At 71.6% G+C, this 25,889-nt stretch carries 24 protein-coding genes and 2 pseudogenes; 15 read left to right on the top strand and 11 right to left on the bottom strand.

Annotation, left to right across the window (positions count from 1 at the left end; genetic code table 11):
- Window positions 1–100: 100 nt before the first annotated feature.
- The 9 genes from ACJX2R_RS38690 (at window position 101) to ACJX2R_RS38650 (ending at window position 9,871) form a co-directional block, all read left to right on the top strand.
- On the top strand, window positions 101–994 hold the full coding sequence (locus tag ACJX2R_RS38690; RefSeq protein WP_086883340.1) for a LysR substrate-binding domain-containing protein: 894 nt from the start codon (window positions 101–103) through the stop codon (window positions 992–994).
- A gap of 186 nt (window positions 995–1,180) precedes the next feature.
- On the top strand, window positions 1,181–3,007 hold the full coding sequence (locus tag ACJX2R_RS38685; RefSeq protein ID WP_413103873.1) for an AMP-dependent synthetase/ligase: 1,827 nt from the start codon (window positions 1,181–1,183) through the stop codon (window positions 3,005–3,007).
- A gap of 19 nt (window positions 3,008–3,026) precedes the next feature.
- Window positions 3,027–3,701 (top strand): hypothetical protein, encoded by a 675-nt coding sequence (locus tag ACJX2R_RS38680; RefSeq protein ID WP_413103872.1) that lies wholly within the window; start codon window positions 3,027–3,029, stop codon window positions 3,699–3,701.
- Between the two features lie 84 nt (window positions 3,702–3,785).
- Window positions 3,786–4,607 carry an effector-associated domain EAD1-containing protein gene (locus ACJX2R_RS38675; RefSeq protein ID WP_413103871.1) on the top strand — a complete coding sequence of 274 codons (822 nt, stop codon included), beginning with the start codon at window positions 3,786–3,788 and terminating at the stop codon, window positions 4,605–4,607.
- Window positions 4,608–4,730: 123 nt separating this feature from the next.
- Window positions 4,731–5,561: an aldo/keto reductase gene (locus tag ACJX2R_RS38670; RefSeq protein WP_413103870.1), complete on the top strand. Its 831-nt coding sequence runs from the start codon at window positions 4,731–4,733 to the stop codon at window positions 5,559–5,561.
- 168 nt (window positions 5,562–5,729) lie between these two features.
- Window positions 5,730–6,905: a S1 family peptidase gene (locus ACJX2R_RS38665; RefSeq protein ID WP_413103869.1), complete on the top strand. Its 1,176-nt coding sequence runs from the start codon at window positions 5,730–5,732 to the stop codon at window positions 6,903–6,905.
- A 173-nt stretch (window positions 6,906–7,078) separates the two neighbouring features.
- A complete protein-coding gene (locus tag ACJX2R_RS38660; protein WP_044568962.1) occupies window positions 7,079–7,663 on the top strand; it encodes a sigma-70 family RNA polymerase sigma factor in 585 nt (194 codons plus the stop codon).
- Window positions 7,660–8,436, top strand: a complete 777-nt coding sequence (locus tag ACJX2R_RS38655; protein WP_413103868.1) for an anti-sigma factor domain-containing protein — start codon at window positions 7,660–7,662, stop codon at window positions 8,434–8,436. Before ACJX2R_RS38660 ends, ACJX2R_RS38655 begins: the two co-directional genes overlap by 4 nt.
- A gap of 70 nt (window positions 8,437–8,506) precedes the next feature.
- Window positions 8,507–9,871 (top strand): cryptochrome/photolyase family protein, encoded by a 1,365-nt coding sequence (locus ACJX2R_RS38650; protein ID WP_413103867.1) that lies wholly within the window; start codon window positions 8,507–8,509, stop codon window positions 9,869–9,871.
- Window positions 9,872–9,893: 22 nt separating this feature from the next.
- Here ACJX2R_RS38650 and ACJX2R_RS38645 read toward each other — a convergent pair whose 3' ends face one another.
- The gene (locus ACJX2R_RS38645; RefSeq protein WP_262705471.1) at window positions 9,894–10,205 is read right to left on the bottom strand and encodes a 4a-hydroxytetrahydrobiopterin dehydratase; all 312 of its coding nucleotides are present in this window, start codon (window positions 10,203–10,205) and stop codon (window positions 9,894–9,896) included.
- A gap of 101 nt (window positions 10,206–10,306) precedes the next feature.
- On the opposite strand from ACJX2R_RS38645, the gene ACJX2R_RS38640 reads away from it, so the two are divergent.
- Window positions 10,307–11,110, top strand: coding sequence for a helix-turn-helix domain-containing protein (locus tag ACJX2R_RS38640; protein ID WP_413103866.1), 804 nt, complete (start codon window positions 10,307–10,309; stop codon window positions 11,108–11,110).
- Window positions 11,111–11,190: 80 nt separating this feature from the next.
- On the opposite strand, the gene ACJX2R_RS38635 is transcribed toward ACJX2R_RS38640, so the two are convergent.
- Both ACJX2R_RS38635 and ACJX2R_RS38630 read right to left on the bottom strand, forming a co-directional pair.
- Window positions 11,191–11,562 carry a nuclear transport factor 2 family protein gene (locus ACJX2R_RS38635; RefSeq protein WP_413103865.1) on the bottom strand — a complete coding sequence of 124 codons (372 nt, stop codon included), beginning with the start codon at window positions 11,560–11,562 and terminating at the stop codon, window positions 11,191–11,193.
- 177 nt (window positions 11,563–11,739) lie between these two features.
- Window positions 11,740–12,164: pseudogene (locus tag ACJX2R_RS38630) on the bottom strand (MFS transporter); the annotation flags it as partial.
- A 194-nt stretch (window positions 12,165–12,358) separates the two neighbouring features.
- Between ACJX2R_RS38630 and ACJX2R_RS38625 the strand changes: the two are divergent.
- From ACJX2R_RS38625 to ACJX2R_RS38615, 3 genes are read left to right on the top strand one after another with little or no spacing between them, the layout of a single operon-like run.
- A complete protein-coding gene (locus ACJX2R_RS38625) occupies window positions 12,359–13,225 on the top strand; it encodes an isocitrate lyase/PEP mutase family protein (RefSeq protein ID WP_262705475.1) in 867 nt (288 codons plus the stop codon).
- A 14-nt stretch (window positions 13,226–13,239) separates the two neighbouring features.
- A complete protein-coding gene (locus ACJX2R_RS38620) occupies window positions 13,240–13,674 on the top strand; it encodes a hypothetical protein (protein ID WP_413103864.1) in 435 nt (144 codons plus the stop codon).
- Window positions 13,667–14,713 carry a bile acid:sodium symporter family protein gene (locus ACJX2R_RS38615; RefSeq protein ID WP_413103863.1) on the top strand — a complete coding sequence of 349 codons (1,047 nt, stop codon included), beginning with the start codon at window positions 13,667–13,669 and terminating at the stop codon, window positions 14,711–14,713. The genes ACJX2R_RS38620 and ACJX2R_RS38615 overlap by 8 nt, the downstream gene beginning before the upstream one ends.
- 34 nt (window positions 14,714–14,747) lie before the next feature.
- Here the strand turns inward: ACJX2R_RS38615 and ACJX2R_RS38610 are convergent, their stop codons facing one another.
- The 4 genes from ACJX2R_RS38610 to ACJX2R_RS38595 all read right to left on the bottom strand — a co-directional run bounded on the left by ACJX2R_RS38610 (window position 14,748) and on the right by ACJX2R_RS38595 (window position 20,398).
- Complete coding sequence (locus ACJX2R_RS38610) at window positions 14,748–15,854, bottom strand: PP2C family protein-serine/threonine phosphatase (protein ID WP_413103862.1); 1,107 nt, start codon at window positions 15,852–15,854, stop codon at window positions 14,748–14,750.
- Between the two features lie 104 nt (window positions 15,855–15,958).
- On the bottom strand, window positions 15,959–18,277 hold the full coding sequence (locus ACJX2R_RS38605) for a phage holin family protein (RefSeq protein WP_413103861.1): 2,319 nt from the start codon (window positions 18,275–18,277) through the stop codon (window positions 15,959–15,961).
- Window positions 18,278–18,467: 190 nt separating this feature from the next.
- Window positions 18,468–19,655 (bottom strand): methyltransferase domain-containing protein, encoded by a 1,188-nt coding sequence (locus ACJX2R_RS38600; RefSeq protein ID WP_413103860.1) that lies wholly within the window; start codon window positions 19,653–19,655, stop codon window positions 18,468–18,470.
- 281 nt (window positions 19,656–19,936) lie between these two features.
- The gene (locus ACJX2R_RS38595; protein WP_413103859.1) at window positions 19,937–20,398 is read right to left on the bottom strand and encodes a pyridoxamine 5'-phosphate oxidase family protein; all 462 of its coding nucleotides are present in this window, start codon (window positions 20,396–20,398) and stop codon (window positions 19,937–19,939) included.
- A 39-nt stretch (window positions 20,399–20,437) separates the two neighbouring features.
- On the opposite strand from ACJX2R_RS38595, the gene ACJX2R_RS38590 reads away from it, so the two are divergent.
- A complete protein-coding gene (locus ACJX2R_RS38590) occupies window positions 20,438–21,151 on the top strand; it encodes an ABC transporter (protein ID WP_413103858.1) in 714 nt (237 codons plus the stop codon).
- 415 nt (window positions 21,152–21,566) lie between these two features.
- Window positions 21,567–21,701, top strand: a pseudogene (locus ACJX2R_RS38585) (DUF397 domain-containing protein); the annotation flags it as partial.
- Here the strand turns inward: ACJX2R_RS38585 and ACJX2R_RS38580 are convergent.
- From ACJX2R_RS38580 to ACJX2R_RS38565, 4 genes are all read right to left on the bottom strand, one after another.
- Window positions 21,658–22,824, bottom strand: a complete 1,167-nt coding sequence (locus tag ACJX2R_RS38580) for an HTTM domain-containing protein (RefSeq protein ID WP_413103857.1) — start codon at window positions 22,822–22,824, stop codon at window positions 21,658–21,660. The pseudogene ACJX2R_RS38585 and the gene ACJX2R_RS38580 overlap by 44 nt on opposite strands.
- Window position 22,825: 1 nt before the next feature.
- Complete coding sequence (locus ACJX2R_RS38575) at window positions 22,826–23,398, bottom strand: DUF5819 family protein (RefSeq protein ID WP_413103856.1); 573 nt, start codon at window positions 23,396–23,398, stop codon at window positions 22,826–22,828.
- Window positions 23,399–23,887: 489 nt separating this feature from the next.
- Entirely contained in the window at window positions 23,888–25,033 is a 1,146-nt protein-coding gene (locus ACJX2R_RS38570; RefSeq protein WP_413106051.1) for a sugar ABC transporter permease, read from the bottom strand.
- 62 nt (window positions 25,034–25,095) lie between these two features.
- Entirely contained in the window at window positions 25,096–25,878 is a 783-nt protein-coding gene (locus ACJX2R_RS38565) for an ATP-binding cassette domain-containing protein (RefSeq protein ID WP_413103855.1), read from the bottom strand.
- Between the last annotated feature and the right edge of the window lie 11 nt (window positions 25,879–25,889).

Genomic DNA, 25,889 nt, shown 5'->3' with positions numbered 1-25,889 from the left:
GGGCCCGCTCCATAGTGCTCCCGATCAAGGCCATCGGGAATCCCGTATACCGCTCTGACTGTCATCGCCTTCCGTGATGGCCCGGCGTACAGTGGCCGCCATGTACGACCCCGCCCAGCTCCGGACGTTTCTCGCGGTGTCCCAGACCCTCAGCTTCACCCAGGCCGCCGACCGCCTCGGGGTGCGCCAGTCCACCGTGAGCCAGCAGGTCCGCAAGCTGGAGGCGGCCGTGGGGCGGCAGCTGTTCGCCCGCGACACCCACGGGGTGGAGCTGACCGAGGACGGCGAGGCGATGCTGGGGTTCGCCCGCTCCATCCTGGAGGCGAACGAGCGGGCGGCGAGCTGGTTCCGGGGCACCCGGCTGCGCGGCCGGCTGCGCTTCGGCGCCTCGGAGGACTTCGTGGTGACCCGGCTGCCGGAGATCCTGGAGGGGTTCCGCCGCGACCACCCCGAGGTGGATCTGGAGCTCACCGTCGAGCTGTCGGGCACGCTGCACGAGCGGCTGGAGGCGGGCAAGCTGGATCTGGTGCTGGCCAAGCGGTCCGAGGACCGGCCGGGCGGGCAGCTGGTGTGGCGGGACCGGCTGGTGTGGATCGGCGCCGAGCGACTTCGGCTGGATCCGGACCGTCCGCTCCCCCTGATCGTCTTCCCGCCGCCCGGGCTGACCCGGGCCCGCGCGCTGGATGTGCTGGAGCGACATGGCAGGTCATGGCGGATCGTGTGCACCAGTGGCAGTCTCAATGGTCTGGTCGCGGCGGCCCGTGCCGGGCTCGGGGTGATGGCCCACACCCATGGCCTGATTCCGCCGGGCCTGGCGCCGGTCCCCGAACGGGCCGGGCTGCCGGACCTCGGCCCGGTGGATTTCGTACTGTTGTACGGAAAGCGTCGGCGGGAGGACGCCTCGCACGCCGCCGCGGAGCGACTCGCCGCCGCGATCCTGGCGGGGCCTGTGCCACGATCGGAGAGATTTCGTGCAGAAGACCGTTACATATAAGCCACACACGCGGCGCATAGGACTAGACTCCACGCAATCCGCCCTCGTCGGTGCCTGATTGATACCCTTTCACCTCACTGTCCGCCCGGCATTCCGTACGTTCCGGGCACAAAACACCTCTCCCGCATCGGGGGCCGGATCGGGTACGGTCGCGGCGCTGTGCCCAGCGGCTTCAAGGAGCAGGTATTGCGCGAGTTCACCGTCCCCCCGTTGGCGACGCCGCCTCAGGCCGGAGGACTGGCGGACGCCGTCTTCGACCATGCGGACTCCGACCCCCTCCGGGTTGCACTGGCGCGCAAAACGGCGGACGGCGGCTGGCAGAACGTGACCGCGGGCCAGTTCCGGGACGAGGTGATGGCCCTCGCCAAGGGCCTGCTGGCCCGTGGTGTCCGGTTCGGCGACCGCGTCGCCATCATGTGCCCCACCCGCTATGAGTGGACGCTCTTCGACTTCGCCCTGTGGAGCGTCGGCGCCCAGAGCGTCCCGCTGTACCCCACCTCCTCCGCCGAGCAGGTCTGCTGGATGCTGCATGACGCGGGGGTCTCCGCCTGTGTCGTGGAGCATGAGGACCATGCGATGACGGTCGGCTCGGTGGTCGGCCGGCTGCCGCATCTGAGGCAGCTGTGGCAACTGGACGCGGGGGCGCTGGAGGAGCTGCTGGCGGCCGGGGAGTCCGTCGAGGACGACATGGTGGAACGGCACCGGCTGGCCGTGACCCCCGAGCAGCCCGCGACCATCATCTACACCTCGGGCACCACCGGCCGCCCCAAGGGCTGTGTGATCACCCACGCCAATCTGATGGCGGAATGCGACAACATCGTCGAGCGGTACGAGGAGGCCTTCCACTCCAAGCGGGGCGATGAGGCCGCCACCCTGCTCTTCCTCCCGCTCGCCCATGTCTTCGGCCGGATGGTGGAGGTCGCCGCCATCCGCGGCAAGGTCAAGCTCGGTCACCAGCCCAGGCTCTCGGCCGCCGCGCTGCTGCCCGATCTGAAGACGTTCCGGCCGACCTTCATCCTCGCGGTGCCGTACATCTTCGAGAAGGTGTTCGCGGCGGCGCGCCGCAAGGCCGAGGCGGAGGGCAAGCTGGGGGTGTTCGAGAAGGCCGTGGACGTGGCCGTGCGGTACGCGGAGGCGCAGGAGGCCAAGGCGTTCGGCACCGGGCCGGGTCCGGGCGCCGCGCTGCGGGTGCAGCACCAGTTCTTCGAGAAGGCCGTCTACGGCAAGGTGCGCGCCGCGATGGGCGGCCGGGTGCGGCACGCGATGTCGGGCGGTTCGGGCATGGAGCGGCGGCTCGGCCTGTTCTTCGCGGGCGCGGGCGTCATCATCTACGAGGGCTACGGCCTCACCGAGTCCACCGCCGCCGCCACCGCCAACCCTCCCGAGCAGACCCGCTTCGGCACGGTCGGCGTGCCGATCCCCGGCACCACGGTCCACCTCGCCGACGACGGCGAGGTGTGGGTGCGCGGCGGCCAGGTCTTCGAGGGCTACCTCGGCGATCCCAAGGCGACCGACGCGGTGCTGCGCGACGGCTGGCTCGCCACCGGCGACCTGGGCACGCTGGACGACGACGGCTATCTCACCATCACCGGGCGGAAGAAGGAGATCCTGGTGACCTCCAGCGGCAAGTCGGTCTCCCCGGCGGGCCTGGAGGAGCGGGTGCGGGCGCATCCGCTGGTGGCCCAGTGCATCGTGGTGGGCAATGACCGCCCGTATGTCGCGGCATTGGTCACCCTCGACCCGGAGGCGGTCGCGCACTGGCTGACGATGCGCGGCAAACCGGAGCTGCCGCCGGGCGACCTGGTCCGCGACCCGGATCTGGAGACCGAGATCCGGCGGGCGGTGGTCGCGGCGAACACCACCGTTTCCCAGGCGGAGTCGATTCGTACCTTCCGGATACTTGCCGCGCAGTTCTCCGAGGAGCATGGTCTGCTGACGCCGTCGCTGAAATTGAAGCGGAAGGCCATCGAACAGGCGTACGCCGTCGAGGTCGAGGCGCTGTACAACACCTGAGCCGCGAAGGGGGCACGAAATGATCGATGTCATTCTCCCCGAACTTCCCGAACGCGAACTGGCCCTGCTGTCCGAGGAGACACCCCAGCCCAGCGGCCCGAGGCTGGCCGGGCGGGTGGTCCTGGGCGGGCCAGTGGCCTTACCGGTCACGGCCGACCTCGTCGGACCGGATCCGGAGCTGCTGGACTTCCTCCGTACCGAGGCGGACAACGCCGTCTACCACCTGGTGCATCTGTCGGTGACCTGCGCCCGGGACGCGCCGGACCCCGCCCTGCACTCGGTCAATCTCGATCTCAGCCTCACGGCGGAACCGGTACGCCGGGGCGCCGCGGTCTTCCAGCCGGTGGCCTGGTCCATGACCCCGCGCCAGCTCACCGCCGAGGTGACGGCATCGGCGCCCGCGGCCCACCTCGGCCCGCGGCTCGGATTCCAGGACGGTGGCTGCACCGCCTTCGGCGAGCGGGTCTGTCTGGAGGCGCGGCGCGAGCTGCGCTCCGATCCGGGCTGGGAGATCCGGCACACCTCCGCGGTGCGCATCGGCGGAACGTACCGGCTGTCCATGGTGGTGCGGGCACCGCGCGGGGCGGTGAGCCGGGCGGCGGTCGCGGTGGGCGCCACGGTGCGCGAGGGGCACACCCTGCACCGCTTCCGGGAGGAGCTCGAGGAACCGCTGCGCCTGGCCGCGCTTCAGTAGGGACGGAAGCGGGCGCGCTTCAGTAGGAACGGAAGCGGGGGGGCACGGAGCGGTACGAGCACAGGCGAGGAGCGACGGAACACGGTGGACGGCCAGGACGGGGACGGACATCAGGCGCTGACGACCGAGGAGACCGGGGAGTTGGCGCGGGTCTTCCCGCCCGGCCCGTCCGCCGTGGCGCTGCTGCGCAGAGCGGGCTTCCCCGCCGAGCACATACCGGCGGCCGCCACGACCGCCGCGGAGTTCTGGTCCGCGGTGGCCGGGGCGGTCGCCGCGGGCCGGGTCACGGACGGCAGGCTGCGCGTCCTGGCCGCCGCCTGCGTCTCCTATCCGCACAACGCGGTGTTCCGCGCCGCCTTACGGGAGCGGCCGGGCGGGGGCGGGGTCTGGCGGGTGCTGGTGACCGGCGCCGCTCCGGGCGGCCAGGAGTTAGCCGCGGTCCAGCGGGCGGCCCGTGGCGTCCTGACGGTGGACCGGTGCCCCGCGGCGGCCGCCACCGATCTGCGGTGGATCCTCACCGTACGCCCGGATGTGCTGCATCTGGTCTGCCGCCGTGAGGGGCGCACGCTGGTCTTCGAGGACGGCGACGGGCGGACGCATCACACACCGGCCGCGCACCTGGCCGAACTGCTGACCGTCTACCGCCGACTGACCGGCGCCCCGCTGCCCGGCGTGGTGCTCGGCTGCCCCGAAGGCGCGCCGCTGGCCGCGCTCTTCGCCGAAGCGGCCGAGGTGGTGGTCGCCCACCGAGGACCGCTGGACGGCGCGGCATCCGCGGCCTTCGCGGGCGGGCTCTACGGTCTGCTGGGCGAGGCGCCCACGCTGGAGCGGGCGGCGCGGCGGGCGGCGGAGCGCATCGGGCGGGACGGGGACGGAGTGGTGATCCTGCCCGGAACCCCCTGGTAGCGGGCCCTGGTAGCGGAACCCCCCGTAGCGGAACTCCCTGGTGAACGGGAATGACGGCAGGCAGTTGATCGTTACATTTGTTGGAAGCACGTAATCCACATCCGACGTAAGGATCGACTGCTCGTGAGCAAGGTCCCCTTCATCACGCTCAACAACGGCGTTCGGATGCCGCAGCTCGGCTTCGGCGTCTGGCAGATCCCGGACGACGAGGCGCAGATCGCGGTGCGCAACGCACTGGACGCCGGGTACCGCAGCATCGACACGGCCGCGATATACGGGAACGAGGAGGGCACGGGGAAGGGGCTCGCCGCGTCGGGCATCGCGCGCGATGAGCTGTTCGTCACCACCAAGCTCCAGAACGCCGACCAGGGCTACGACTCCACCCTGCGCGCCTTCGACGCCTCGCTGACCAGGCTGGGCCTGGAGTATGTGGACCTCTACCTGATCCACTGGCCGCTGCCCGGGGTCGACAAGTACGTGGACACCTGGAAGGCGTTCGAGAAGATCTACTCCGAGGGGCGTGCCAAGGCCATCGGCCTCTCCAACTTCCACTCCGCCCACACCCAGCGGCTGCTCTCCGAGACCTCGATCGTCCCGGTGATCGACCAGATCGAGCTGCACCCGCGGCTGCCGCAGGCGGAGCTGCGCGCCTTCAACGCGCGCCATGACATCGCCACCGAGGCGTGGTCCCCGCTCGGCCAGGGCAAGGGCCTGCTGGCGGACCCGAAGCTCGCGGAGATCGCCGGGAAGCACGGGAAGACCCCGGCCCAGGTGGTGCTGCGCTGGCATCTGGACCTCGGCAACGTGGTGATTCCCAAGTCCGTGACCCCGTCGCGGATCAAGGAGAACATCGACGTCTTCGACTTCCAGCTGGACTCCGAGGACCTGTCGGCGATCGACTCCCTCGACACCGGCAACCGTCTGGGCTTCGACCCCGAGACCTTCAACGGCTGAGCCCGAGCGCTCCACCGTTCCGCCCCGTCGCGCCCCCGCGGCGGGGCGGACCCGTATCCCCATGCGGGGCCGAATGCGGCCCACCGAGCGAGGCACGTCCCCGGCAATTACGCTTGGCGCCCAGATGGACACACAGCGTGACCACTTCCCTAGCCGAGGAGACCGAAGATGTCCCGCAGACGCCGTCACGGCCTTGAGCTGGCCGCCGGTTGCACCGTCGCGATAGCCGCCCTCTTCCTGGGGAGCGGCATACCCGCGGTGGCCGACCCCGGTGAACCCTCCCCCCGCCCCCGGAGGGAGGTGCCCCCCGAGATGCTGGCCTCGATGCAGCGCGATCTGGGCCTGACGGCCGATGAGGCACGGATGCGGATATCCAACGAGTACCGGGCCGGAGAGGCCGAACCGGGGCTGCGCAAGAGCCTGGGCAGCTCCTACGGCGGCGCGTGGGTGTCCGGCAACACCGCCGAACTCACCGTGGCCACCACCGACAAGGAGCAGAGCGCCACCATCACGGCCGGCGGTGCCAAGGCCGCCGTCGTCAAGCACAGCCTCAAGGCCCTCGTCGACGCCAAGCAGGCCCTGGACCGCGCCGCCTCCGAGCGCCCCCCGGCCGCCGATGTCGCCTCCGCCTGGTACGTGGACGTCAAGACCAACGGCGTCGTGGTGCAGTCGGCCGAGCCCACCGAGGCGGCCGCCTTCGTCGCCGCGAGCGGCGCGGACCGCGAGGTGGTACGGGTCGTGGAGTCGGCCGAGCGGCCCAGCCCGCTGTACGACCTGCGCGGCGGCGAGGCGTTCTACATCAACGACGCCGCCCGCTGCTCGATCGGCTTCTCGGTGACCAAGGCCGAGCAGAACGGCTTCGTCACCGCCGGCCACTGCGGCAGCCAGGGCGACACCACCGCCGGCTTCAACCGGGTGGCGCAGGGCACCTTCCAGGGCTCCAGCTTCCCCGGCAACGACTACGCGTGGGTGGCCACCAACGCCGACTGGACCCCGCAGCCGTGGGTGATCGGTCCCCAGGGCACCAACGTCACCGTCACCGGCTCCCAGGAAGCGCCGGTGGGCTCGTCCGTCTGCCGCTCCGGCTCGACGACCGGCTGGCACTGCGGCACCATCCAGCAGCACGACACCAGCGTGCAGTACCCCCAGGGCACGATCCGGGGGGTCACCCGCACCAATGTCTGCGCCGAGCCGGGCGACTCCGGCGGCTCGTTCATCTCGGGCAGCGAGGCGCAGGGCGTCACCTCCGGCGGCTCCGGCGACTGCACCGTCGGCGGCACGACGTACTACCAGCCGGTGAACCCGATCCTGACGACCTACGGGCTCACCCTCACCACCGGTTGACGCCGGGCGCCGAGGCCGCCGAGGCCGCCGCGGTCGAGCGGACCGCGGCGGCCTCACACGTGTCCGGCACACCTTGATGTGTTCGGAGCACCTTGACCAATCCGCACCCGTCCGGGCGACGAATGAGATACGACACCTCCGTGTGCGCCGCATCGTTCCCGGAAGGACGGCACATGAGAGAACCCGTGTACATCGGCGGACCCGCCGCGCGCGGACCGGACCTCGAAGAGTTGCTCCAGATGGTGGCCCGGGGGGACCAGAACGCGTTCGGGGCCCTCTACGACGCCGTCAGCGGGCCGGTCCTGGGGCTGACGCGCAGTCTGCTGCGCGACCCGGCCCAGGCCGAGGAGGTCACCCAGGAGGTCCTGGTCGAAGTGTGGCGGTCCGCGGCGCGGTTCGAACCGGGCCGGGGCAGCGCCATGTCCTGGATCATGACGGTGGCGCACCGGCGCGCCGTGGACCGGGTGCGCTCGGCACAGGCCGCCTCCGACCGCGAGGAGCGCGCCGCGCTGCTGTCCCGCACCCCGGCGTTCGACGAGGTGACCGAGCAGGTGGAGGCCAGGCTGGAGCGCGAGCAGGTGCGCCGGTGCATGCGGACGCTGACCGAGTTGCAGCGGCAGTCGGTGACGCTCGCCTACTACCGGGGCCGCTCCTACCGTGAGGTGGCGGAGCTGCTGTCGCTGCCGCTCGGGACCGTGAAGACCAGACTCCGGGACGGGCTCATCCGGCTCCGGGACTGCATGGGGGTCGGCGCATGACCAGAGCGGATCTGCACACCTTGACCGGGGCGTACGCGGTGAACGCCCTGTCGGGGCGGGAGTTGACCGATTTCGAGCGGCATCTGGCGGTCTGTGACGCCTGCCGTCAGGAGGTACGGGAACTGCGGGAGACCGCCGCCAAGCTGGCGGTGGCCACGTCCCTGACCCCGCCCCCGACGATGAAGGACGATGTGCTGCGGCGGATCGCCACGGTCCGCCAGGAGCCGCCCCGGGTGGCGGCGCGGGAGGCCCGGGAGTCCCACGCGGGCCCCCGGCGGCGCACCGGGCGGCGGGCGATGAACTTCGCGCTGGCGGCCTGTGTGGCGGCGGCCGCCGTGTGCGGCGGGGCCGCGGTGTGGCAGTACCGGCAGGCGTCCGACGCCCGTGACACGGCCCGCCGCTCCGAGCAGCGGGTGGTCCGCGCCGAGGAGCTGACCCAGGTGCTGGCCGCGCCCGACGCGCACAGCCGCAGCGGCCGGATGACGGACGGCTCGACCGGCACGGTGGTGGTCTCGCGCGGGCTGAACAAGGCGGTGTTCCTCGCCTCGGGGCTGCCCGAGCCGCCCGCCGGACGGATCTACCAGCTGTGGTTCAGCGACGGTGGCACGATGCGCCCGGCCGGTCTGATGGACTCCTCGGGCCAGTCCACGGCGGCGGTCATGAGCGGCGCGGTCGGGAAGGCGTCGGCCATGGGGGTGACGGTCGAGCCCGCCGGAGGATCCAAGGCCCCGACGAGCGATCCGCTGGTGCTGTTGACGTTCCCCTCGGCGTGAGCGGGTGACATCGGGCGACGTAGGGCGCGAAGCCGCCGATACGCGGGGCCGCGTGAGGTAAGGGAGAGGGATGAGCACGTCCCTCTCCGTCTTCACCTCCGATCTGCGGCTGTCCGACAACCCCGTGCTGCGCGGCGCGCTGCGCTCCGCCGAGCGGGTCGTGCCGCTGTTCGTCGTGGACCGTGGCCTGGCCGGGACGGGGTTCGCGGTCCCCAACCGGGTGGCGTTCCTCGCGGACGCCCTGGCCGATCTCGACGCTGGGCTGCGCGAGCGCGACGGGCGGCTGGTGGTCCGCCGGGGGGACGCGGTGGCGGAGATCCTGCGGGCGGCACGGCAGGCGGACGCGGACGAGGTGCACATCGCGGGCGGGGTGAGCGGCTACGCCGCCCGCCGCGAGCGGCGGCTGCGCGAGGCGCTGGAGGCGGACGGACGGCGGCTGCGGGTGCACGGCGCGGTGGTGACGGCGGTGGAGCCGGGCGAGGTGACCCCGGCGGGCAGGGACCACTTCGCGGTCTTCACCCCGTACTTCCGCGCCTGGCGGCGGACGGCGCCACGGAGGCCGCTGAGCGCGCCGCGCACCGTGAGCGTGCCGTCCGGGCTGCGCTCGGAGCCGGTGGCGGCGGTCACCTCGCTCGCCTCCGGCAGCCCCTCTCCCGGGCTGCCCGAGGGCGGGGAGACGGCGGGCCGCCGCCGCATGCGCTCCTGGTGGCGGTCGGGCTTGCGGAGCTACGCCGACCGGCAGGACGATCTGGCGGCCGACGCCACCTCCCGGCTCTCCCCGTATCTGCACTTCGGCTGTCTGTCCCCGGTGGAGCTGGTGCACCGGGCGCGGGAGACGGGCGGTGCGGGCGCCGACGCCTTCGTACGGCAGCTGGCCTGGCGGGACTTTCACCACCAGGTGCTGGCCGCCCGGCCGGACGCCTCGTACGCCGACTACCGCCCGCGGGGCGACCGGTGGCGCGAGGACGCGGCGGAGGTCGCGGCCTGGGCGGCGGGGCGCACCGGCTATCCGCTGGTGGACGCGGGGATGCGGCAGCTGCGCCAGGAGGGCTGGATGCACAACCGGGCGCGGCTGCTGGTGGCGAGCTTCCTCACCAAGACGCTCCACCAGGACTGGCGGATCGGCGCCCGGCACTTCCTGGAGCTGCTGGTGGATGGGGATGTGGCCAACAACCAGCTGAACTGGCAGTGGGTGGCGGGCACCGGCACCGACACCCGCCCGAACCGGGTCCTCAATCCGCTGGCGCAGGCCCGGCGGTTCGACCCGGACGGCGCGTATGTGCGGCGCTGGGTGCCGGAGCTGGCCGGGGTGACCGGCTCCGGCATCCATACGCCCTGGCGGCTGCCGGAGGCCGAGCGGGACCGGCTGGGCTACCCGGACCCGATCGTGGACCTCCAGGAGGGGCTGGCCCGCTTCCGGCACGCCCGGGGATGACTCCGGGACCGCCGGACACCCCCTAGTCGGCGCGGGCGCCGTGCTGCGGGGCGATCTCCTCGATCCGGCCGGCGAGCTCGAAGTCGAGCGCGGTCACCTTGCCGCCGACGCTGTGGGTGTTCACCGTGACGCCCACCTTGTTGTAGCCGAGGGTGAGGTCGGAGTGGTGGTCGAGCTCCTCCTGGATGGTGGCGATCTCCGCCACCAGCCCGGCCGCCTGTGGGTGGCCCTTAAACACATACGTCCGGGAGAGCCGGTCGTCCGCGAACGACCAGCCGGGAAGCTGCTCCAGACGTCGCTGGATCTCCTGGTCGGTGAGCGGCTCGACTGCCATGACACATCCCTTCGTCGCGGGTGACCGGAGACCCTGCGCGGGTGACCGGTGGCCCTTCCACCCTGCCATGGCCCCCGCCCGGCGTCGGCTACCTTCAGCTCATGACGACTGCCGCGCCGCCCCGGGTGGGCACACTGCTGCGCGAGTGGCGGGACCGCCGCCGGATCAGCCAGCTGGAGCTCGCGCTGCGCGCCGACTCCTCGGCCCGCCACATCAGCTTCATCGAGACCGGCCGGTCGCGGCCCAGCCAGGAGATGGTGCTCCGGCTCGCCGACCACCTCGACGTCCCCGTCCGTGAGCGCAACGCCCTGCTGATCGCCGCCGGTTACGCCCCGCACTATCCGGAGCGGTCGGTGGACGACCCGTCGATGAGCGCCCTGCGCGACTCCCTGGAGCGGCTGCTGACCGGCTATGAGCCGTATCCGGCGCTCGTGGTGGACGGCACCTATGAGGTGCTGGCGGCCAACCGGGGCATCGCGGCGCTCCTGGAGGGGGTGGCGGAGCATCTGCTGAGGCCCCCGCTGAACGCGATGCGCCTCACCCTCCACCCCGAGGGGCTGGCCCCGCGCATCCGCAACCTCCGCGAATGGCGTGGCCATCTGCTGGACCAGATGGACCGGCAGCTGGCGCTGATGCGCTCCTCGCCGCTGCGTGCGCTGTACGACGAGGTGGCGGCCTATCCGCTGCCCGAGACCGGCGGCCGGGAGACCGCGACCGCCGGTGACAGCCCGCCCTTCGCGCTGCCGATGATGATCGAGCACGGTGGGCGGGTGCTGTCGTTCATCTCGACGATCGCGACCTTCAACACCCCCATGGACGTCACGGTCTCCGAGCTGGCCATCGAGACCTTCCTCCCGGCCGACCCGGAGACCGCCGCCGCCCTGGGCCGGTCCGGCCGGCCGTAGGGACGCGGTTTCAGCCGCTCGCGGGGACGCGATTTCGGCCGGCCGTGGGCCGCGGTTTCGGCCGGTCGTGGGCCGCGGTTTCAGTCGCTGGTGGGCACCCGGTCCAGGAAGCCGAGGACGGAGCGGATCCGGCCGTCCTCGGCCAGGGTGATCACATCGGTCGCGGCGACCGGGGCGGACCCGTCGGCCGTGGAGACCAGCTCCCAGGTGAAGCGGGCCGTGTCGTGGTGGCCGTCCACGGCGCCGGTGAGCCGGAACTCATGGCCGGGGAACTGCTCCTGGGCCCCGGCGATGACGGCGGCCAGCTGCTCATGGCCGCGCACCTGCGCCAGCGGGTCGGTATAGCCGCCGTCCTCGGTCCAGGCGGCGGCCACGGCCTTGGCAAGGGCCTCGGGGCCGGTGGCGTTCCATGCCTCGAAGTAGCGGGCGACGGCGGTGTCGTACTGCGTCATCTGGTCACTCCTCCATGAAATCCCCTGGTGGGAACGGATCCCGGACCGGAGGGCGCCGGCCCGGAACCCGATGCCTCAACCCTGCCGCCGCCGTGCGCGGGGGTCGATTACCGCCGAGGTAATGGAAGGCCGGGGCGGTTCAGGACCGCTGGGACTCCACGAGCGCGATGGCCTCCTCGCGGGGGTGTCATCCAGCTTCAGCCGCAGATACAGACCGACCAGCCCGATCGGCGCGCAAGCTGCCGTAGTAGCCACGGCGCTTGCCGGGCGCGTATTCGGCGATAAAGGGCGAGGCGCCGCCATATTCCCCGCCGGTGGAGAAACCCTGGAGCATACGGAAGAGGATGAGCAGCGCGGGCGACCAGGAGAGCCGTGTCATTGCCGGATGGGAAGAGCACTTTACCGATGGTGACCGCGAGGTAGCTGTAGATCCCGAAGTCGAACCATTCCATGGCGTTTCCCAGCGCGGCGGCCTTCACCGCTTTCCGGACGGTCCTCTCCTCGGTGACCGTGATGTCGCTCCGACGCGGTGGAGGGTTCTTGCGTCGCTGGACGGCACGCCAGAGCAGGCGGTGCCGGGAGGGCGCGGACGCGGAGGCAATGCCCGGCGTGTCGCGGACCGCCCATGACGAGGGCCGCGGCGCTCAAGGAACGTTCGACCCCGGCCCGAGCCGGGCCGGGCATCTTCAGGGAACCCGGCGACTGCTTTACCGATTCTTGGTCTTCGCCAGACCTATCCATGTAATCGCACAACCCGTCACACAGCGCCGAAAGGCGCCGAACTCAAGGGGACATCATGCTCTACGGCAATGCCCTCCGAAAGGCCGTCAGCTCCTCCTCCACCACCCCTCTCATCGGCATCTACGACATGTACTCGGCGTCCATCGCCGCACAGCACTACAACGGCTTCTTCGTATCCGGTTTCGGGTTCGCCGCATCGCATTACGGGCTTCCCGATATCGGCTTCATCGCCTGGCCCGACATGCTCGCCTTCGTGGAGCGGCTGCGGCTGGCCTTCCCCGGACACCATCTGCTCGTGGACATCGACGACGGCTATGTGGACCCCGAGGTCGCCTGCCATGTGGTGCAGCGGCTGGAGCGCACCGGGGCCTCCGGGGTGATCCTGGAGGACCAGCGGCGCCCGCGCCGCTGCGGCCACGCCGACGGCAAGCTGATCCTGCCGCTGGAGGAGTACCTCGAAAAGCTCCAGCTGGTGCTGAGCAGCAGGACGGACCTGGTGGTGGTGGCGCGTACGGACGCCACCGAGGAGTCCGAGATCCTGCGGCGGGCGGCCGCGCTGGCGGAGACCGACGCGGATGTCGTCCTCGTCGACGGGGTGCGCAGCGTGGAGTGGATCCGCAAGGTCCGTAAGGTCATCGGCGACAAGCCGCTGCTGTTCAATCAGATCGCGGGCGGGAAGTCGCCACGGCTCTCGCTCTCCGAGCTGTCCGAACTCGGGGTGGATGTCGCCATCTACAGCACTCCGTGCCTGTTCGCCGCCCATGGCGCGATCGACGGGGCGCTGAGCGACCTCAAGACGGCGGACGGGCGGCTGCCGGACACCCGGGAGACCGGGGCCATCGGGGTCAAGGGCGCCACGGAGCTGCTGGAGCGGAACATCAGCAGGCACCACGGGGACCGTCAGCCCGCCAGGGTCGGATGACGAGGGCCGCGCGCATGCCCTCGGCCTTCCTTCGGCCCGGCCCCGGTCGGCGCCGTAGGCCCCGCAAGGACATCCTCACGATCCGTCCGTCCACGGCGGGGCTCCTCCTCGCGGCCACCGCGAGCGTGCTGTGCGCGGGTCCCGCGGCCCCCGCCAGGGCGACACCGCCGCCCGCGGGCGCCCCGCACGACGAGGACGGCGAACCGGAGGAGACCGTACCGTCCTCCGACCAGCACAACGGCCTCGTGGTCATCGACAACTCCGGCGCCGACTCCTGGCTGGAGGTCGACCGCACCCTCAACGCCCTGCTGCTGAGCCGTGGCACGGCGGGCAGCGACCACGACGGGGGCGGCGGCGCCATCGATGTCGTGGCCCGCGGCATCCCCGGCGCGGATCGGGTGCTGCCGCAGATCGGGCACCCGCCGTGGCAGGCCGGGGACGGTGATTGATGTGAGCTGGAGGTCCTGGCCGCCGTCATGGCCGGGCCGGCTCGGGAGGGCGGTGGACCCCTATGTCGCCGCCCTCCTCGGGACGGTCGCGCTGGCGGCGCTGCTGCCCGCGAGCGGGGCGGCGGCCACGGCCGTCGGCGACGCCGCGGACATCGCGATCGGGCTGCTCTTCTTCCTCTACGGTTCCCGGCTGTCCACCCGCGAGGCGCTGAACGGGCTGCGGCAGTGGCGGCTGCACCTGGTGGTGGGCGCGAGCACGTTCGTGCTCTTCCCGCTGCTGGGGCTGACCGCGCGCGGCCTCGCCCCGTTCCTCCTCACCGACCAGCTGTACACCGGTCTGCTGTTCCTGTGTGTGGTGCCCTCGACCGTCCAGTCCTCGGTCGCCCTCACCTCCACCGCCCGGGGCAATGTCCCGGCCGCGATCTGCGCGGGGACGTACTCCAGCCTGCTCGGCATGATCGTCACCCCGCTGCTGGCGGCCTGGCTGATCGGCTCGGACGTCCGTTTCTCGGCCGATGGGCTGCTGGCCATCGCCACCCAGCTGCTGCTCCCCTTCCTCGCCGGGCAGGCGCTGCGCCGCTGGACCGCGCCGTTCATCGGCCGCCACAAAAGGGTGCTCGCCCTGCTGGACCGTGGCTCGATCCTGCTCGTGGTCTACACGGCGTTCAGCCGGGGCATGACGGAGGGCATCTGGAACCAGATCACCCCGGCCCGGCTGCTCGCGCTGCTGGGTCTGGCCGCGGCCGTGCTGGGGCTGGCCCTCACCACGACCTCGTTCGCCGCGCGGCGGCTGGGCTTCCGCCGGGAGGACCGCGTCACCATCGTCTTCTGCGGCTCCAACAAGTCCCTGGCCACGGGGCTGCCCATGGCCGCGGTGCTGTTCGGGGACGCGGCCGGGCCGGTGATCCTGCCGCTGATGCTCTTCCACCAGTTGCAGCTGATGGTGTGCGCGATCATCGCGGGCCGGTGGTCACGGCGGGCGCCGGAGGCCGCCCCGGCCCAGGGGGAACGCGTCCAGATCACGGAGGCGAGGGGGTGATACGGGGAGCGGGCGGCGGCTCGGCCATGGCGGCTCAGGCGCAGCGGGCGATCACCACGATGGCGGCGTCGTCGTTGACGACGCCGCCGGTGTGCCGGAGCAGATCGGCGTGGAGATAGTCCACCAGCGACTGCGGGCCGCCGCCCCTCCAGCCCGCGAGCCGTTCGAGGAGCGGATAGAAGGCGCCGCTGCCGTCCCGGGCCTCGATGACCCCGTCGGTGTGCAGCACCAGAAGGTCGCCGTACTCGAAGCGGAACATCTCGACCCGGTAGTCCCGCTCCTCCGGCAGCTCCAGGCCCAGCGGCACCGCGGGTTCGTCCACGTCCAGCGTGGCGATCTCACCCCTGTGGAGCAGGAGTGGTGGGGGGTGGCCGCAGTTCACCATCCCCGCCACCGGGCCGTCGTCGTAGACGTCCAGCACCACGGCGGTCACGAAGGACTCCAGGAAACACCGCTCCTCACCACCGATGTGGTGCCAGTTCCAGCACATGGCGCTGCCCATGTGGGTGGCGATGCCCGGCAGTGAGAGATTGCGATAGGCGGACCCCCGGAAGGCCCCGATCAGCACGGCGGCGTCACCGATCGCGGCCAGTCCTTTTCCCCGTACGTCCCCGATGACCAGCCGGGTCGCCCCCTCGGTGCGCACGGCCGCGTACAGATCGCCGCCGATCTGCGCCTCCTCGTCGGCCGCGAGATACAGGGAGGCGATCCTCAGCTCCCCGATCCGTTCGGGCAGCGGCCGCAGCAGGACCTCCTGCGCGGCCACGGCCACTGAGCGCACCTGGCTCAGCCGGCGCCGATGCCGGTCGGTGACGTAGCGGAAGCTGGTCATCAGCGCCGAGATCACGATCAGGGCGACGATCTGCGCCTGGTGGTTGGCGGTCATCAGACCGCCGTGGAACGCACCGATGATGATCTGAGCCCCCACGGTGAGGGCTCCGACGACGGCTGTTCCGCCCGCGCCCGCGAAGGACGCGGTGATCGCTGGTGCCGCGATCAGAAAGGGGCCGAGGTGGACTGTGGGCGGCGTCGTGAGATCGGTCAGCGTGACCGCCAGGATGATCGCGAGCGGGACGGCGAACAGCGCCCTGCTCGACCGCGTTTCCCCACCGATGCGGGTGAGGTCCGGCGAAACGCGCATACCCCCTGCTTACACCCGATACGGGCGCGGTGCGCTCAGACGGTGCTGTCGGCTGTGACGGCGGGGCCCGCCGCCGCGACCGCCGAGGTGGCCGGGCACCCACATCACCGGGTTTTGTTCGGCACGACCCGGCTGACCACGCTAAACGGTGCGGCGGGGGCGCCGTCCCACCGGGAATCCCGCACGGTGCGCGCGGCATCGGGCGCCGTGGTCGGCTGCGGCTCGGCGGGCGCCCCGGCCTCCGCCGGGGCCTGCGCCGCCGACGCCTCCGGGGCGGCCGGGGCCTCTGCCGCCGCGACCTCCACGGGGGCGGTCGCCGCCTCCTCCTCCGGCACCTGGGGCCCGTCCGCCTCCTCCAGCCAGCGCCGCAGCACCTGGTGCACCCGCTCGGCCCCGACCAGTTCCTCCCCCGCCGCCACCGGCGGGGTCAGCCCGGCCGGCCACAGCAGAAAGGGGTGCCCCTGCTCCCCGCCGAGCCCGCCGTGCGAGCCGATCTGCTCCTCGAAGGCGTGCACCGTGCCGCGCACCGGGTCGTAGGCGGAGTTGACCATGATGTCGGGGGTGTTCCGGAAGTGCGCGGTGCGCCGTACGGCGCTCTCGGCGCCCGGCCCGAAGACCGTGAGCGGGCTCGTCCCGAAGACCTCCCCGGTGTCCAGCCGGTGCTCTGCCCCGTCCGCGCCCAGCACCACCGCGCCGTGCGCCTCGGACCGTACGAGCACGAAGCCCACGCCGGGGTGGTCGGCGAGGGTGCGCAGCAGCGCGGGGTGGCGGGCGTCGATCTGCTCGCGGCTCATCCGCCCCGGTACGTCGGGGAAGGAGATCAGGCCGAGATTCCCGGAGGCGAGCACGATGGGATCGGAAACGGTGGTGTCGTGAGCGCTGACGACACCTGCGGGGGCCTCCCGCCCTCCACACCGCCCGTCCCCGTCCACCCCGGGCTTCTCCGGCCGGTGCAGCGCCGCCCGCCCCGCCTCGCGCGCCTCCGCCCCGCTCGGGGTGCGCCCGGCCCGCCGCGGGACGGGCAGCCCGCAACCGGCCCGCACCAGGTCCTCCAGCCTCAGCCCGTACGCCCCCGCGAAGGTCTCGCCGGGGCTCTGCCCGTGGTCGGACAGCAGCACGATGCGGTAGTCGCGCGGGGCGTGCTCGGCGACCTTGGCGATCAGCGCGATGGAGCGGTCGAGCCGGGCGAGCACCTGCCGGGCGTCCCGGCTGCGCGGCCCCGAGTGGTGGGCCACCTCGTCGTACGCCACGAGGTCGGCGTAGATCGCGGTACGGCCGGAGAGGATGTCCCCCATCACCGCCGTCACCACGACGTCCCGCTCCACGACGGTGGCGAACGCCCGGATGAGCGGATACAGCCCGCCGCGCTTCACCCGGGGCGCCTCGCGGCGCAGCTTGGCACGCGTGGACTGGCAGACCTCCCGGACCACCTCGGCGAGGAACGACACGGCGGTGCGGGTGGCGTTGGCGGGGTCGGCGAAGTACGCGAAGTAGCCGGAGCGGGAGCGGTTGTGCTTACCGCGCCGCGCCGCGACCGAGAGGACCAGGGCCAGCTGATCGGCGCCGCCGGTGAAGAGGTTGCCCCGGCTGGCCCCGTCCACCGTGAGGAGTCCGTCGTGTCTCGCCCGGGCGGCGGCGCGGCGCTGGAGCACCGCCGCGCTGGTCGGCCGGTTGCTCACCATCACCTCCCCGGTCTTCTTCTCGTACCAGCGGAAGGCGGGCACGTCCTCGTTGGAGCCGTGCAGGATGCCGAGTTGGCTGGCGCCCGTCTGGCTGGACCAGTCGGTGCGCCAGGGCGTCACCTTGTGGGTGCTCTGGAGCCAGCCCGCGACGGTGGGCATCACCGGGGGCCGGTTCTCGCGCTCCCGCAGCGCCTCCCGGAGCACCGCGTGCCCCACCCCGTCGAGCTGGAGGAACACCGTCCCCGGGGGCTCGTCGCTCCCCCCGTCCTCACCGAGCCGCCGCCTGCGCCGCACGGCCAGCCGCGCCAGCCGCCGCCGGTAGGCGCCGTCGTCCCGCACGGTCAGGAAGGTGCTCGTGGCCGACGACGCGGCGGACATCACGGCCGCCACCACGACGGCGGTCTCCGGCTCGGCGGCGCCGCGTCCGTCCGGGTTCACGCTGAGGGCGATCAGCAGCATCGAACCGTTGAGCACGAACACCAGGAGCCCCAGCACCAGCGCGGGCATCAGCAGCAACGCCCGTACGAGCAGCGGCCACACCAGCGCGCTGAGCACGCCGAAGGCCCCCGCGCCGCTGGCCGCCGTGACGGCGATCTGTGTCGCGCTGTCACCGTCACCTGACTTCAGGCGAAAGTCGGGGAGGATCCCGGCGAGCGCCAGCATCGTGAGCGTGGACACCGCCCACACCGCCGCCACCCGCAGCAGGGTTCCCCCCACGGTCTTCCATCGGGGCTTCTGCACGCCGCGCCCTCACTTCGCGTCACCGGCCCGCACCATGCGCGCGAACCGGCTTCAAGCGTGGCACAGCGCCCCCGCGACCCGGCGGCCAGCGGGTTACCAGGACGGATCGATTCCGCTTACGGCGGCCCATCAGCTCGCCAGAAGCGCGACGCGACGCGCGCTTCTCCACGAGACCCGGGAACCGGCCGGGCTACGGGGCCCAGGAGTCGGCCGGATCGTCCAGCCACACCCGCTGACCGGCGGGGCCCGGCCCGACCGTAAGACCGAAGCGGGCGTGGTCCGGCCTGCCATGGCCGACCCACCACCCGTACGCGGCCTCGACCTCGTCCCACAGCCGCCGCTCCCCCGCCTGCCAGACCCGCGCCTCCGCCTCCCCCTCGCGGAACACGACGCACGCCCAGGAACGGTCGGTGATCCCGTAGAACCACACCGCTCGCACACCCTCGTGCGGGGCGGCCACGACCTGAACGCAATGCCGTACCCGGAGCCCCAGCGCGAAGGGGAGGGCGGAGTACGGCGGGACGAGGAACTCCCCCTCGACGATGCCGGTGGTGGACGCAACGGCACCACCGCTGCCCGCGCCCTCGTCCGGGACGTAGGCGCCGTGCGGCGGCAGCGACAGCCGCTGGCCGCGCAGCTTCATGAACTCGACTGGCCCCGTGAAACGCCCCGACGCCGTCCCGTCCCGGCGCACCACCAGCCGGGCCACGGCGTCCGCGTGGGTGTAATGCGTGCCCCAGGGGGCGACGATCAGGCCCCCGGGCCGCGTCTGCTCGATCCACGCCCCCGGGATCTCCCGGAGGCCGACGGTGGCCAGGACCCGGTCATACGGTGCGTTGCCCACACAGCCCTTCGCACCGTCCCCGAGCACGACATCCGGCCGCAACCCTGCCTCGGCCAGCCGCCGACGCGCATGACGCGACACGTCGGGGTCCACCTCGACCGTGGTGACCTTACGGCCGCCACAGCGATGCGCCAGTGCCCCGGCGGTCTCGCCCGTGCCGGTGCCCACGTCGAGCACGGCCATCCCCTCGTCCACGGCCAGGTCCCGCAGCAAGGCGTAGACGACGGAGGGCATGGACGATGAACTGGTGGACACCCGCCCCGGCGCGGGGCCGGTGTGCTCGCCGTCGTCCCACTGCGTCACGATGGGCGCATCGCTGTCGGCGGCGGCGAACCAGGCGTCCGCGTCCTCGGCCCTGTTGAGGGCGACAGCCCCCTGTGCCCGCGTGTCGAACGGCCACATCAACTCCGGCAGAAACGCGGCCCGGTCAACGGCGGCGAACGTCGGCGCCCAGTCCTCCCCCATCACCCCCGCACCGAGAAGCAGCCGCCCCAACGCGGCCCGTCCAGGCCGGGCGATGCCCTCGAACGTCATGCGACCTTGGGCGGGTTCGGCACGCCGGGTCCACCGTCGGGCGTCGGCGGCGGATGCGGCCCGGGGTAGGGCTGACCAGGCAGCTTGTCACCGTTCCCGCCATCGTTTCGGCCCCGGATGATCCTCGACATCGACGCTCCCCCTACGTCCAGCCGAGCGGCCCACTCCGCTCGGGCCCTGCCTCCATCAGCATAGGGCGAGCCACTGGAAACGCGCTCAAGCCCAACCACCTGTCAGGTCACCTCACATGGTGGAGGCGAGCATCAGCCACCGAGCGGTGACTACTCCTGCCACGTCCCGTCGCGCATGATGGCTCTCCCGCGTAGTTCCGGCTCGCCGCGCCAGGCGAGCACCGTCTTCGGCACCACACGGATGTACAGGAAGGGCCCCTCCTCCGTGCGAGGGTCCCACCCGAACTTGGCCGTGAATGCCTCGGCCGCGTCTCCGGGGACCTCCTGAGCCGGGTAGCACTCCGCCTCCCCTTGGAGAAGCACCACGTCAAGGGTGTCCGGCAGGGCCAGGCGCACGCGCGGCTCCTCGCGGAGGTTCCGCGCCGTCACAGAGGTGGCGCTGGTGCACATCCAAACGGCGTGCCCATCCCACAAGAACCACAGCGGCACCTGGTGCGGCCCACGATCGGGATGCCCTGTCGACACCCAAACATCCCGCTCGGCAACGAGCCGGGCCAGAGTGTCGCGCCTTCGCTCCGCCGCCTGGCGACGAACGACTCCCGTGGTCTGCATGGGAGCCGACCCTACAGGGGGCCGTGAGAGACTCGGGCGATGATTATCGAACGTGCGTACGCACACATTGACTCGGGGTCGCGTGAGGAGGAGGGGTGGCCCTGGTCCGTGCCGTGTGTGCGGGCGCTGCTTGCGGACGGGTTGCGGTTCACCGCGCCCGTGACGTTTCTCGTCGGGGAGAACGGGTCCGGCAAGTCGACGCTGGTCGAGGGCCTCGCGGAGGGGTTCGGGCTGGACTCGTACGGCGGCTCGCACGATTGGCGTTACGCCAGCCATCGCCCCAAGTCGGCGCTGGGCGAGCGGATCCGCTTCGACGCGGCGCCGCGTGGGCGACGGATGCTGGGCAGTTGGGCGGCGCGCAAGGGGTTCTTCCTGCGCGCCGAGACCGCGCTGGACGCGCTGGACCGGGAGGGTTTCGCCCCGCATTCGGTCAGCCACGGCGAGGGGTTCCTCGCCGCGTTCCGGGGCAAGTTCCTCCAGCCCGGGCTGTACGTCATGGACGAGCCGGAGGCGGCCCTCTCCTTCGCCTCCTGCCTTGAACTCATCGGCCACTTGGATGAGTTGGTGAAGAACGGCGGGCAGGTCATCTGCGCTACGCATTCGCCACTGCTGACCGCGCTGCCCGGTGCGGACATCGTCGAGGTCGGCGAGCACGGGATGCGGCGGGTGGCCTGGAGCGAGTTGGCCCTGGTGGATCACTGGCGCCGGTATCTCGCGGATCCGCGGAGCTATCTGCGGCATGTCCTGGAGTGAGGGCCGGGGGCGTCTGTTGTTTGTTGTCTGCGGAGCCGTTTCGCGCCTTCGGCGCATTTGAGCATGGGGGCGGCGGGTGGGGGGCGCGGGCCGCGTCGCCGGCCGCCGGGACGGTGGGAGGTTGGGCCCGGTGGCGGCTTCCGTGGTCGGGGGCTTGGGCCGACGCCGGACGACTCCGCCGGGGGTGGGGTACCCCTCTGGAGATTGCTTGACTTATTAGTTGCGCTAGATCAAGCGTTTTTAAGAGGGGGTACCTGGAGGGGCCTGGGACCGACCGCGCCGCCCGGCCCGCAGCCCGGATCGAGCCCGGCCCACGAGCCGGGATGCCGCCACTCGCCCCGCCCCCACCGGCCGGCGGCCGGCGACGCGGCCCCCGCCCCGGCACCCCCGACCCAGTGAGCGTCGTCCTCGAAGAGGCGGCGATTGCGTCGAGGTCGCCACCACCCCCACCACGGTCCACATACGGGACTCCAAGAACCCCGACGGCCCCCACCTCCGCATACCCGCTACCGCTTGGGCCGACTTCCTGACGACCTTCGCGAGGGCTTGAGAAGCGCCGTCGGCAGGAACACCGCGTCGCAGACGACCATCGCGGCCGACAGGAAGGGCAGGCCGAGCAGGACGGCGATTCCGGCGTGTTCGAGGATCATCACCGCCAGCAGCGCGGTCTTGAGGCGTCGGTAGCCGAGCAGGAAGGGGAACGCGACCTGCATCACGACGGTCCCGTAGCCCAGCAGGACGATCAGGAGCATATGGCTCGCGAGCAGGCTGCCGAGACCGGGCCAGGGGCTGAAGTAGTCGAGGTGCAGGGCGTAGTGGAGCCCGCTGCCGTCCTGCCAGCGGGTGCCTTGGATCTTGTACCAGCCAGCCGTGGCGTAGATGAGGCAGATCTGGGCCGCGATCACGAGCATCGCGCAGTTGTGCAGCATCGTCGCGGCCGCGTCGAGCAGTTCGCGCGACCACGCTCCCCGTGACCATCGGCGGGCCGCGTACCAGAGGCCCTGGCAGGCCCAGAAGGCCCACAGGACCGCCGCCCAGGCGGTTCCCTGGAAGCCGTCCGACACCCACACGAGGGCCACTCCGAGGATCTGCCACATCACGAACCCGGCACGGTCGACCCGGCCGGCCCGGCGGTTGTGGCGGGTGCGGCGGGCGTCGAGGGACCAGACGGCTCCGCATTGGGTGAAGGCGAGGTAGATGGCCATCACGCCGATCACGTTGTCCCCGCCGTCCCCGATGAGGGGGTTGCGGTTCTGGAGCGAGAGGACGGCGAGCATGAAGAGGACGGAGGTGGCCCGGGTTCGCCAGCCGAGCATCAGCAGGGCCGCCACCAGGATCGCGCCGTGGTAGACGCATTCGAACCACCAGCGTCCGGCGCTCCAGGTCAGCACGGTGAAGGCGTGGTTCTCCGCGATCAGGCGGGCCGCCAGGTCCAGCGCCCAGGGGCTGCGGTCCCCGTAGAGCACCCGCCGGTGCGGCCATTCCCGCAACAGATAGGCCAGGACGAGTCCGCTCAGGCCGATTCGGAACAGGGCGCACTGATACCGCGCGTGGGAGAGGCAGGCGAAGGCGATCAGTCTCGCCACCGCCTCCCGCCATCGCCCACGGGCGGCACCCGCCGAAGGAGCGGTGGCGGGCCGCGTCGTGGGGTGGGTGAGGTGGTCGATGCTCATGTCACAGTTCCCTGCGGTCCCGGTCCTTCACCGACCACCACGGCAATGTGCGGTGGCGGGTGCTCTGAGCGGACGCCCGGTCGCCCCAACGGGGCGGGTCCACCGGCCTGATGGTGACGCGCACCTGCACGGCGACGACCCGCTCGCCGCCAAGTCGCCCCTCGAGGCGCTGGAGGGCGATCCGCTTGACATATTCGGCGAAGAGAATTCCCCGGGTGCCGAACGGAACGTCCCGCCGACTGTGGGAATTCTGATAGAAGTTCCATGCCAGCCGGAGCATGTTCTGATGTGCGTGGCTGGGAACGGGATTGTGCCGGATGGCCTCGACGTCCTGAGTCGTCAGGTTGACCCATTGCCCCGCGCGGGGATTTCCGGAATCCCGGGCGGTGCGCACCCTGGCCTCCACAACGACGTTCTCATGGAGCGGCTCGGGCGCGAACAGCTGCCAGCCCTGAGTGAATTCCGGATAGACATGCCCGTTGATCAGATGTGCATACCGGCTCTTGACCGGGTTGTCCGGCGTAACGGCGAGAGAGAGTGTGGCGAGGTGCCAGCACGCGGCGCCGAGCAGCACCGCGGCGGTCGCCGCCAGAATGACGAGGGACGGGAGGGACCGGCCGGGGCCGGGCCCTCCCGTGTCGGCCACGGACACGGGCCTCCTAGCCGCGGGTGTTCTGGCAGTTGGATCCATATCCGCCGGGCGGGCCCGGTTGGGCCGCGGAGCTGCTGCCTCCACCGGTCCCACTCACCGCGGGGACTCCCACCGACGCTCTGGATTCACACTCGTTGCCCTGATTCGTCCCCGGGCCGGAGAGACCGCCGAAGAACTCCTTGGGAAGGATCGGCCACTTCTGGGCCTGTGCCGCGTTGACCCCGCCGAAAACCAGGGCGCAGGCAACGGAAGTACCCAGCACCAATAGGCGAATAACTCTCTTCACCAGACCACCTTTCTCGAAAAACTCGATAATTCGGTCGGTCAATGTTGTCCCGCAGCCTGCCCAACAGCCGCGATCAGCGGCAAGAACGACACGACGGCTTAGTGCGAATGGACCCACGCCGGAAATCAGGCCCGACCATGCGCCCGCTGCGCTCGGCGTGAGAGGGTGTCGATCACGACGGCCAGCAGCAGCACACTGCCGGTGATCATGAACTGGACGGCGGTCTGGATGTCCATGAGGGCGACGCCCGAGGCGATCGACTGGATGACCAGCACGCCCAGCAGGGCGGACCATGTGCTGCCGCGGCCTCCGAAGAGGCTCGTGCCGCCGATGACGGCCGCGGCGATGGCGTTCATCAGCAGGTCGGTGGTGACCGACGTCTGGCTGACCGAGTTGATCCGGGAGGCCAGGAAGAGCCCGCCGATGGCGGCCATCGTGCTCGACATCATGAACGCGGAGGTGCGCACCCAGGCCACGTTGATCCCGGCGCGGCGGGCCGCTTCGACACCGCCGCCCAGGGCGAAGATCATCCGGCCGTAGGCGGTGCGGCGCAGGACGTAGTCGAGGATGACGAGGACGACGAGGAAGATCAGGAGGGCGAGCGGCAGGCCCTGGAACTGGTTGAGGACATACGCGGCGGCGAAGGCGAGCACCGCGAGCACCCCCGTGCGGACGGCGATCCAGACCGGGGCGCGGGTGGGCACTCCGGCGGCGCGGCGGCGCTGGACGTCGCGCCAGGCGGTGAGGAAGTACCCGGCGGTGCCGAGCGCCGCCAGGGCGTAGGCGGCGGCCACGTCGGAGAAGTAGTAGTTGGTCAGTTGGGCGACCAGGCCCTGGTCGTCGAGGTTGATGGCGCCGTAGGCGCCCATGATGGAGAGCATCAGGCCGTACCAGCCCAGCAGTCCGGCGAGGGTGACCACGAATGCGGGGACGCCCACCACCGCCGTGAAGAAGCCGTGGACGAAGCCGACCGCCGTACCGCAGAGGGCGCCCAGGATGATGGCGGGTGGTTCGGGCATGCCGAAGTCGACGTTCAACACGGCGAACACCGCGGAGGCCAGGCCGCTCACCGAGCCCACCGACAGATCGATCTCGCCGATCAGCAGCACGAAGATCACGCCGACCGCGATCAGGCCGGTGCCGACGATGTCCACGCTGAGGTTGGAGAGGTTGCGCGGGGAGAGGAAGTGCGGGTTGAGGATCTGAAAGGTGATCCAGATCGCGAGCAGCCCGAGCAGGACCGGTAGGGCGCCGAACGCACCGCCGCCCATTCGGCGTCCGAAGGCGTCGGTGAAGCGTTCTGCACCGTGGGCGCTGGAGCCGCCGGGGATGCTCACCGTTCCCCCTCCCTCGTCACGCGCCGAATGACCGCGTTGTCGGACGCGCCGGTGATGGAGGAGACGATCTGCTCCTGGGAGGTGGTGGTGACGTCGAAGAACCCGTTGTTGCGGCCGAGGCGCAGCACCGCGACCCAGTCCGCGACGGCCTTGACGTCGCCCAGGTTGTGGCTGATCAGCAGCACCCCGAGCCCGCGTTCACGGAGCCGTTCCACCAGGTCGAGGACCTGGGCGGTCTGCTCGATGCCGAGGGCGGCGGTGGGCTCGTCCAGCATCACCAGGCTCGGTGCGCCGAGCAGCGCCCGGGAGATGGCGACGGTCTGCCGCTGGCCTCCGGAGAGGGACGCGACGGGTCTGCGGACGTCGGGGATGCGGATGGAGAGGGTGGCCAGCAGATCGCGGGTGCGGCGCTCCATCTCCACCTCGTCCAGGACACCGATCCGGGTGATCTCACGGCCGAGGAAGAGATTGCCGACGACGTCGAGGTTGTCGCAGAGCGCGAGGTCCTGGTAGACGGTGGCGATCCCCAGGTGCTGCGCGTCGTGCGGACGGCCGATGTGGATGGGACGGCCCTGCCATTCGAGGGTGCCGGTGTCGGCAGGTTCGACGCCCGCGATCACCTTGACCAGGGTGGACTTCCCCGCGCCGTTGTCGCCCACCAGGGCGATGACCTCACCGGCGTGGATCTCCAGCTGGACGTCCGTGAGCGCCTGGACCGCGCCGAAGCGCTTGAAGACGCCGCTCAGCGTCAGCAGGGGCGGGGCCGACGGTCGGGCCATCCGCGCCTCCC

This window comes from Streptomyces sp. Inha503 (assembly GCF_047215865.1).
Lineage (GTDB): Bacteria > Actinomycetota > Actinomycetes > Streptomycetales > Streptomycetaceae > Streptomyces > Streptomyces lycopersici.
The sequence above is the reverse complement of the archived record's forward strand: the minus strand, read 5'-3'. Positions and strand labels throughout refer to the sequence as shown.